The 8,570-nt window shown below is 69.0% G+C and carries 7 protein-coding genes; 6 read left to right on the top strand and 1 reads right to left on the bottom strand.

The genetic code is table 11. The features are described from left to right. The first annotated feature begins 140 nt into the window (after positions 1–140). Entirely contained in the window at positions 141–446 is a 306-nt protein-coding gene (locus tag ACFDR9_RS25790; protein ID WP_409032814.1) for a GreA/GreB family elongation factor, read from the top strand. 487 nt (positions 447–933) lie between these two features. On the opposite strand, the gene ACFDR9_RS25785 is transcribed toward ACFDR9_RS25790, so the two are convergent. After that, on the bottom strand, positions 934–1,530 hold the full coding sequence (locus ACFDR9_RS25785) for a DUF2939 domain-containing protein (RefSeq protein WP_409032813.1): 597 nt from the start codon (positions 1,528–1,530) through the stop codon (positions 934–936). Between the two features lie 405 nt (positions 1,531–1,935). On the opposite strand from ACFDR9_RS25785, the gene ggpS reads away from it, so the two are divergent. From ggpS to ACFDR9_RS25760, 5 genes are read left to right on the top strand one after another with little or no spacing between them, the layout of a single operon-like run. Further along, entirely contained in the window at positions 1,936–4,260 is a 2,325-nt protein-coding gene (gene ggpS, locus ACFDR9_RS25780) for a glucosylglycerol-phosphate synthase (protein ID WP_409032812.1), read from the top strand. Beyond that, positions 4,257–5,159: a carbohydrate kinase family protein gene (locus tag ACFDR9_RS25775; protein ID WP_409032811.1), complete on the top strand. Its 903-nt coding sequence runs from the start codon at positions 4,257–4,259 to the stop codon at positions 5,157–5,159. The genes ggpS and ACFDR9_RS25775 overlap by 4 nt, the downstream gene beginning before the upstream one ends. Further along, positions 5,147–6,427 carry a hypothetical protein gene (locus ACFDR9_RS25770; protein ID WP_409032810.1) on the top strand — a complete coding sequence of 427 codons (1,281 nt, stop codon included), beginning with the start codon at positions 5,147–5,149 and terminating at the stop codon, positions 6,425–6,427. The genes ACFDR9_RS25775 and ACFDR9_RS25770 overlap by 13 nt, the downstream gene beginning before the upstream one ends. Beyond that, complete coding sequence (locus ACFDR9_RS25765) at positions 6,424–7,263, top strand: PIG-L deacetylase family protein (protein ID WP_017878567.1); 840 nt, start codon at positions 6,424–6,426, stop codon at positions 7,261–7,263. The genes ACFDR9_RS25770 and ACFDR9_RS25765 overlap by 4 nt, the downstream gene beginning before the upstream one ends. 30 nt (positions 7,264–7,293) lie before the next feature. Then, positions 7,294–8,400, top strand: a complete 1,107-nt coding sequence (locus ACFDR9_RS25760; protein ID WP_409032809.1) for a mechanosensitive ion channel family protein — start codon at positions 7,294–7,296, stop codon at positions 8,398–8,400. Positions 8,401–8,570: the final 170 nt, after the last annotated feature.

Below are 8,570 nucleotides of genomic sequence, written 5' to 3'. Positions count from 1 at the left end.
TACGCAAGCAAGGCCATGGCATGCTTGAGGTTCTGCTCCGGGCCTTCAACGGTAATCCTATCCCGCTTGCCGCATAGCGGCTGAACAGTCACGAAGAAGACTATGAAGAGGCCGGGTTGCTTGCATCGGATGAGGCACCAATGGCTAGTTTGGAAGTCTCCGAGATGGTTCTCGAAACTGCAGATGACGAAATTGAAGTGCGTGTGGACGACCTCGTAACGTACTTCAATATCGAGAGTCCAGAGATGCATCTCTCAGTCCAGATAACGGCCTTGCTGACAGACTTGAATCAAGGATTGATAGGGGAAGGAACGCCTTTGGCTCAAGTTTTATTGGGCTCTACTACAGGGGACGAAGTCGTTCTCCGAGTTCCAGGAAAAGCTGCGGCGACCTTGCGCATTCACGAAGTCTACCGCAAGGAATCAGCGCAGCCGGAGATAGCATAACAGTGGCTGGTACGCATACGCATTGCCAGTTTGGGCGGGTGACTTTTGTCGGCCCAATGTCGTTCGAGTGAAAGTTGACAAGCCTCGCCTTGCCCTTCCTGATGCACGTCCGGGTTGGATTCGCGGGGGTAACGGCGTTTTCGGTGCAGTCAAGGGCGGGCGGAGCTCGGCGCAGCGAACCCTTGATGGCATCGAAAAATCCTTTACGCTCAAGGGCTTAGGGTTGGATGCGGGGTTGGCATCCGGCCCGCGAGCCAGTCCGGCGGCAATGACTTCCCCGCCATCGGGGGCGGGGCTGGGGCGGGGGCGGGGGAGTCCACTCGGTTTGGCAGCATCACGCATCCGCCGCCGTGTCAAATTCCGTTCGAAACGGCATAGAGCCTCGCCCGGACTCGGCTTGGTCGGGCTCGGGTTGCGCCGCAGGGAGTCTGAAGATGAGTCGGAACCGTTCGTCAACATGTGAGCCGTTTTCCCCATGATTCATGCTCTATTTGTTCGCCGATGACATCCGCACCTCGGTCAGCTTCCAGTCGGCGAAGCCGCTGCGCTGGAACCCCAGGCCGAGTATGCCCCGGCCCGCCGCATCCGCGGCGTCCGGATCGGCCGCATGGACGACGACGTTGTTCAGCCCCCGCCGTTCATACTTCCAGATGAATTTTTCCTTCGGCGTTGCGGCCGGCGCCGAGGCGCCGGCCGAACGCTGGCGATTGGACGGCGCAAACTGGCCGCTCCGCATCGCCAGCATCATGGATTCCGGCTGCACCACCGCGTCGACGAATCGGTCGACCATTAGCGCGCCCAATCTGGCGCCAAAATCGACGCCGTTCGCGCCGAGCGCACTGTCGACGCCGCCCGACCGTTCCATCTCGTTTTGAAACAGGGCGGAGAATTGGCCCTTGATGCTCTGGCGCACCTTGGGGTAGTCGACGTGCTCGCTAAAGGCTACCGCATCCCTGCTCCGGACCGCCGACTGCAGCTGCCGCACGGCTAGCAATGGCGACCAGTACCAATACGCGGCGACGGCCACGATGGTGGCAAGCGCGGATGCCGCGACTATGTTTGTTTTGATGACTATTGACCTCATATTAAATCGGCTCCGGGCGCTTCAGCAGCGCCCACCGCGGGCCTGCCATCGGATTGCGCGAACTGACTCTGGCGCTATCGGAACCCGATATTACCGCAAAGCGCAGGTTTCACCCGGCGGCCAAGCGTGCGCCCGCTCAAGCCACATCATGGTAAAGTTGCAAAGCTTTCTGAGGGTCAAGCGCCATCACGAACACCGCCAAGCAAGCGCCACCGGTCCCCGGCGCGCCAAGCTGGCCCAGCTTCCCCTCTTCGCCTGGCAACACGCCTGCGGCGCCTTTCGCGCCCACCCGATTGCCTCTCCGCCCATGTGAACGGCCCCTTGCGGCCGCTGCGTTCACACCTCGATCTGCTTCGGCGCGACCGCTGTATGGCCACGTCGATTTCGCTACCAAAGGATAAATACATGACTATTCTCGCGCCGCAACGATGGACTTCGCCGACCAATCCACGCCCCCTGGTGCTCGCCACCGACCTCGACGGTACCCTGCTGGCGGGAACGCACGAGGCGCGCCGACGCGTGCGCGACCTGTTCAGCGGCGCCTTGCCGGGCGCCAAGCTGGTGTTCATCACCGGCCGCGGCCTTGAATCGATCATCCCCCTGCTCAGCGACCCGACCATTCCGATGCCTGACTACATCATCGCCGACGTCGGCGCCACCATCGTCCACGGCGACCTGCGCCCGGTCGAGCCGCTGCACCACGAAATCGCCGCCCACTGGCCCGGCGCGCAGGCGGTGCTGAAAGCGCTGGCCGACTTCCCCAGGCTGCGCCGGCAAAACGTGCCGCAGGAGCGGCGCTGCTCGTTTTTCATCAGCGAGGGCGGCGTCACGCCGGCGCTGCGCGCGGCGGTCGAGGCGCTCGGCTGCGACCTGCTGTTTTCCGGCGGGCGCTATCTCGACGTGCTGCCGCGCGGCATCGGCAAGGGTCCGGCGCTGCTGCGCCTGGCCCAGGCGGAAGGTTTCGACCCGGCCGACGTGGTGGTGGCCGGCGACACCCTGAACGACCTGTCGATGTTCGAGGCCGGCTATCGCGGCATCGTCGTCGGCGGCGCCGAGCCGGCCCTGGTCGAGCGGGTGCGCAAACTGCCGCGCGCCTACCTGGCCCGGGCCGAAGGCTGCGGCGGCATTCTGGAGGGGCTGGCCCACCACGGCACGCTGGTCGAGCCGTCCGCGGCGGCGCAGGGGCGCATCGACCAGCGCGGCGAGGCCGAACTGGTGATGGTCTACCACCGCCAACCCTTCGATGACATCGTCGAGGACGGCGTGCTGCGGCAGCGCCGCCCGGAAAGCCCGAACGGCATCATTCCGACGCTGCTGAGCTTTTTCGCCGGGGAGCGCTGCGGTTCCTGGGTCGCCTGGTCGCAGCAGCCCAGCCGCGCGCCGGCCGATTTCGCCAGCCACGCGCCGGTCGACCTGGAACGCTATCCGCGCTTGCAGGTGGCGCGCATCGCCCTGACCGAGGACGACATCGACGTGTTCTACAAGAAGTTTTCCAAGGAGGCGTTCTGGCCGATCATCTTTTCCTTCCCCGACAAGGCCGAGTTCCACCAGGCCCATTGGGAGCGCTTCCTCGAAGTCAACCGCCTGTTCGCCGAGCAGGCCGCGCGCGAGGCGGCCGAAGGCGCCATCGCCTGGATCCACGACTACAACCTGTGGATGGTGCCGGCCTTCCTGCGCCCGCTGCGCCCGGACCTGCGCATCGCCTTCTTCCACCACACGGCCTTCCCGTCGAGCGACGTGTTCAACATCCTGCCGTGGCGCCGCGACATCATCGGCAGCCTGCTGCAATGCGACTATATCGGCTTCCACATCCCGCGCTACGTCGAGAACTTCGTCGACGCGGTGCGCTCCTTCGCGCCGCTTGAAGTGCTCGCCAGCGTACCCTGCGCGCCGCGCTTCCTGACCTACGGCTGCGCCCTCGGGGTGGACAAGATGACGTCGGCCATCGAGGCCGGCGGGCGCCGCGTCGCGCTCGGCGCGCACCCGGTCGGCACCGACGTCGGCCTGATCGCGCAGCAGTTGCGCACGCCGGAAGCCGAGCGGAAAATCGCCGGCATCCGCGACTACCTGGGCGGCGTCACCGGGGTCGTGTCGATCGAACGGCTGGACTACGTCAAGGGCTCGCTGGAAAAACTGCAAGCCTTCGAGCGCCTGCTCGAACAGTACCCGGAACACGCCGGCAAGGTCACGCTGCTCAACGTCATCACCCCGGCCGCGCCCGGCATGGAAATCTACCAGGCGCTGCGGGTCGAAGTCGACCGCATCGTCGGCCGCATCAACGGCCGCTTCTCGACGCTGGAATGGGTGCCGGTGCGTTACTTCTACCGCTCGCTGCCGTTCGAGGAGGTGCTCGCCCACTACGCCGCCTGCGACATCGCCTGGATCACGCCGCTACGCGACGGCCTCAACCTGGTCGCCAAGGAATTCGTCGCCACCAAGCAGGCCATCGGCCAGTCCGGCGTGCTGATCCTGTCGGAATTCGCCGGCGCCGCCGTCGAACTGCACGGCGCCCTGCTCACCAACCCCTACGACGCCGGCGCCATGACGGCGGCGCTGCACCAGGCCCTGACCATGGGCGAGGACGAGCGCGCCTACCGCACCGCGCGCATGGCGGCCATCGTCGCCGAGCACGACATCACGCGCTGGGGCGACGACTTCCTCGACGCGGTCGCGCGCGGCCCCCACGCCAGCGACGCGCTGGCGCTGGCCGAGCAACGGGCCGCCGCGTGAGCGCGCCGGCCGGCACCGGCGCGGCCGAGCTGCTGGTGGCCGGCCTGGCCTATTTCGAGGTGCACGTGCCGGCGGGCGCGCCGCCGCAACCCGGCGAGGAGCGCTTCGTGTCGACCATCGGACTCGGTTTCGGCGGCGCCCTGAACAGCGCCAGCGTGGCCGCCGCGCTCGGCCTGCGGGTGGCGCTGTGCGTGCCGGCCGGCGCCGGCGTCGCCGACCACGCGCTGGCGCTGCTGGCGCGGCGCCTGGGCATCGCCCTCACCGCCCTGCCCTGCGGCGACAACCCGGCCATCTCGCTGGTGTACGCCAGCGCCGACGAGCGCGCCTTCCTCAGCGCCGCCGACTTCACCGCGCTGGAGCGGGTCGAGACGCTGCCGCCCGCGCGCTGGATCCACGTGCCGGGGCTGGAGGAGGCGGCCCGGCTGGCCGCGCCGCTGGCGCGCGCGCGCGGCGCCGGCGCCCAGGTCGCCGTCAGCGGCAGCTGGACGCCGGCGCGCCTGGCCGCTCTGACGGCGCGGCGCGACTGCCCGTGGGACCTGCTGGTGCTCAACGACAAGGAGGCGCACGCGGCCTGCGGCGACGTCGCCGAGGCGCCGCGCCACTTGGCCGGCGCGGCCCGCTCGGTGCTGGTCACGCAAGGCGCGCAGGGCGCGTTTGGCACCCTCAACGGCTACGGCGTGCGCCTGCCGGCGGCGGCGCTCGCCGTGTGCGACCCGACCGGCGCCGGCGACGCCTTCTGCGCCGGCCTGCTGGCCGCCCTGATCCGCGGCGCCGCGCCCGAGCCGGCCTTGCGCCTGGCCGGCGCGGCCGCCGGCCACATTTTGCAACAACGCGGCGGCGTGCTCGACGACCCCGCCCGCATAGCCCTCGTGGCCAAGGAGATGCGATGGATATCCTGACGGTACTCGGCGGCGGCAGCGCCTACACCCCCGGCCTGCTGCAAGCGCTGCTCGCCCACGCGGCGCTGCTGCCGCTGCACACGGTGCGCCTGTACGACACCGACCCCGTGCGGCTCGACCTGGTGGCCCGCCTCGGCGCCGGCATGGCGCGCAGCGCCGGCGCGCCCTTCAAGGTCGAGCCGGCGCACAGCCTGGAGGACGCCGTCCGCGGCGCCGGCCTGGTGCTCAATTCGACCCGACCCGGCGGGCTGGCGGCGCGCCGCATCGACGAAACGCTGCCGCTGGAATTCGACATTCCCGGCCAGGAAACGGTCGGCCCCGGCGGCTTTTTCTACGCGCTGCGCTCGGTCCCCGAGGCGCTGCGCGTGGCCGCGGCGATGCACGCGCTGGCGCCGGGCGCGGTCCTGCTCAACTACACCAACCCCAGCAACATCGTCACCCAGGCGCTGGCCGACCAGGGCAAGGTGGCCGTCATCGGCATGTGCGACCAGTCCGACGAAGACCTGCAAGCGCTGGCGCGGGCGCTCGGCCTGGACGGCCAGCCGACGGCCCGTTGCAACGGCCTGAACCACGCGACCTGGTACAGCGAGCTGAGCGTCGGCGGCACGCCGCTGGGTCCGCTTCCGGCGACGCTGGCGGCGCCGCCCGAGTTCGACGAGGAACACCAGTTGCGCTTTTCCTACGCGCTGGCGCTGGCGCGCGCGCAGCCGCCGGGCCACTGGCCCAATTCCTACCTGCCCTATTACCTGTATCCGCAAGCGTTCGTCGAACAGGCGCGCCGGGTCGGCCCGCGCAGCGACGTCGTGGCGGCCTCGCTGGAACGCTACTACAGCCACTTCGCCGAGCAGGCCGCATGCGCCGAGCCGAAGCTGGCGCTGTACCGCGGCGCGGCCGGCTTCGGCGACCTGGCCGTCAACGTCATCCGCGCCCTGGCCGCCGAGCGGCCGCGCGAACTGGTGCTCAACCTGCCCAACCGCGGCGCCAGCGACGCCTTCGCCGCCGACTGCGTGATCGAAACGCGGGTGCGGCTGTCGCGCCACGGCGTCGAACGGCTGCCGGCGCCGGCGCTGCCGGCCTCGTTCGCGCCGCTGGCGGGCCAGCTGGAACGCTACCAGCGCCTGAGCGCGCGCGCCGCCGCCGGCGCCGCGCTGGCGCCGCGGGTGGCGGCGCTGGCCGCCAACCCGCTGGTGGCCGACGCCGCGCTGGCCGCGCGCATGCTGGAACGCGCGCGCGCCGCCTACGGCGAGCTGATCGCGTGGCAGGCATGACGCCGATGCCGCCGCGCGCGCTGCTCGAGCGGCTCGACTTCGACGCCTTCGAACGGGTGGTGGTCCTCTCGCCCCACCTCGACGACGCCGCCCTCAGCTGCGGCGGCCTGCTGCACGCGCTGCAGGGCGTCCCGACGCTGGTGGTGACGATTTGCAGCGGCAACCCGCCGGCGCCGGCGGCGCCGGACGGCGGCGCCGGCAAGGGGCCGCCGCGGCGCGGCCACGTCAGCCCGCGCATCCGCCGCGCCGAGGACATCGCGGCGATGCACGCGATCCGCGCCGACTTCGTCCACCTCAGCTTTCCCGACGCGATCTACCGGCGCAGCGCCCGCACCGGCAAACTAATCTACCGCAACGCGCGCGAGCGCTGGATCGCGCCGCACGTCGACGACGCCGGCTACATCGAGGAACTGCACCAGCTGCTGCGCCGCATCTGCCTCGACCTGGGCGGCATTCTGCTGGTGAGCCCGCTGGGCATTGGCGACCACGTCGACCACCAGATCACGGCGCGGGTCGCGCTGCGCCTGGCGGCGGCCGGCGCCAGCCTGTTGTTCTACGAAGACTTTCCCTACGTGGCCGACGCCAGCAGCGGCCGCGGCGACGGCGACGGCCCGCAGGCCGCGATGGCGCGCCTGCGCCTGGTGCCGGCCGAGCGCTTCGTGGTGCCGGTCGACCTCGAAGGCAAGATGAACCTGCTGCGCCACTACACCTCGCAGGTGCCACCGCTGTTCGGCGACGACGAGGGCATGCGCGCCGCCGTGCTGGGCCGCCAATACCTGGGACAACCCTGCGAATTCTACTGGCGCGCGAAGGCACCCCCGCCGCTCGCGCCCTGACGCCCCACGCAAGCAAGGAGAACGACGACAATGGCATTCACATTCATCGGCAACGGGCCGATTCCATGGGGCACCGCGCTGGCGGTGCTGGCCGGCAGCGCCGGCGCCATCTACCTGGGAAAAATCGTCCTCGTCAAGCGCCTGGGCATGATGGCCGGCCGCGGCACCAGCTATGTCGACAAGATCGCCGTGGCGGTGCTGTCGTCGACCAGGCCGCTGTTCATCCTGGCCACGGCGCTGTACCTGGCGACGCTGTCGCTGGAACTGCCGGCGAAAAGCGAGCGCATCATCAACCAGGCGGTGGTCGTCACCGTGCTGCTGCAACTGGCGCTGTGGGGCGACACCGGCGTGCGCGAATGGCTGACGCGCTACCGCCAGCAACGCAGCGTGGACGACGTCGGCAGCACCACCTCGACGGCCGCGCTGGGCTTTTTGGCGCGCACCGGGCTGTGGCTGCTCGCCACGCTGATGATCCTCGACAATCTCGGCGTCAACGTCACGACGCTCGTCGCCAGCCTGGGCATCGGCGGCATCGCGGTCGCGCTGGCGCTGCAAAACATCCTCGGCGACCTGTTTTCCTCGCTCTCGATCGTACTCGACAAACCGTTCGTCATCGGCGACTTCATCATCGTCGGCGACACGCCTGGCACGGTCGAATACGTCGGCCTGAAAACCACGCGCCTGCGCAGCCTGGGCGGCGAACAAGTGGTGTTCTCGAATTCGGACCTGTTGAAAAGCCGCATCCACAACTACAAGTGCATGCAAACGCGGCGCATCGCCTTCCGCATCGGCGTCACCTACCAGAGCAGCGCCCGGCAACTGCGGGCGATCCCGGAGATCGTCCGCGCCATCGTGGTCGAGCAGGCCCACGCGCACTTCGACCGCGCCCACTTCAAGGAATTCGCGGCGGCCTCGCTCGACTTCGAAGTGGTCTACTTCATCGACAGCCCCGACTACCAGATCTACATGGACATCCAGCAGGAGATCAACCTGGGGCTGTTCGAACGATTCGCGCGCGAAGGCATCGAATTCGCCTACCTGACCCAGACGCTGCAACTGGCGAACCAGACGGCGGCCGCCGCCGAGCCGCCGGCGCCGGGCATGCGCATGGCCGCGGCGCGGGCCGTGCCGCGCTGACGGCGAAGCCGGCGCGCATCGGAGAGGGATAAGCAGGTAGTTGTGCCCGTGGGGGGGGGAGGGGGGGGGCCGTAAAAAGCCCCACCAAAAAAAAACACCCCCCTCCGGCCCCAAGGCCGAGGAAAAACGACCAGGAGTTACAACGTGCCGATTTCTCAAAGGAAAAAACC

The sequence above is a fragment of the Janthinobacterium sp. CG_23.3 genome (assembly GCF_046115965.1).
In the GTDB taxonomy this organism is placed as follows: Bacteria; Pseudomonadota; Gammaproteobacteria; order Burkholderiales; family Burkholderiaceae_D; genus Janthinobacterium.
This window is presented reverse-complemented; position numbering and strand designations above follow the sequence as displayed.

What these genes read in the sequence shown, in the direction of transcription:
- ACFDR9_RS25790 (WP_409032814.1), top strand. Translation starts at nt 141, where the DNA reads ATGGCTAGTTTGGAAGTCTCCGAGATGGTTCTCGAAACTGCAGATGAC.
- ACFDR9_RS25785 (WP_409032813.1), bottom strand. Translation starts at nt 1,530, where the DNA reads ATGAGGTCAATAGTCATCAAAACAAACATAGTCGCGGCATCCGCGCTT.
- ggpS (WP_409032812.1), top strand. Translation starts at nt 1,936, where the DNA reads ATGACTATTCTCGCGCCGCAACGATGGACTTCGCCGACCAATCCACGC.
- ACFDR9_RS25770 (WP_409032810.1), top strand. Translation starts at nt 5,147, where the DNA reads ATGGATATCCTGACGGTACTCGGCGGCGGCAGCGCCTACACCCCCGGC.
- ACFDR9_RS25765 (WP_017878567.1), top strand. Translation starts at nt 6,424, where the DNA reads ATGACGCCGATGCCGCCGCGCGCGCTGCTCGAGCGGCTCGACTTCGAC.
- ACFDR9_RS25760 (WP_409032809.1), top strand. Translation starts at nt 7,294, where the DNA reads ATGGCATTCACATTCATCGGCAACGGGCCGATTCCATGGGGCACCGCG.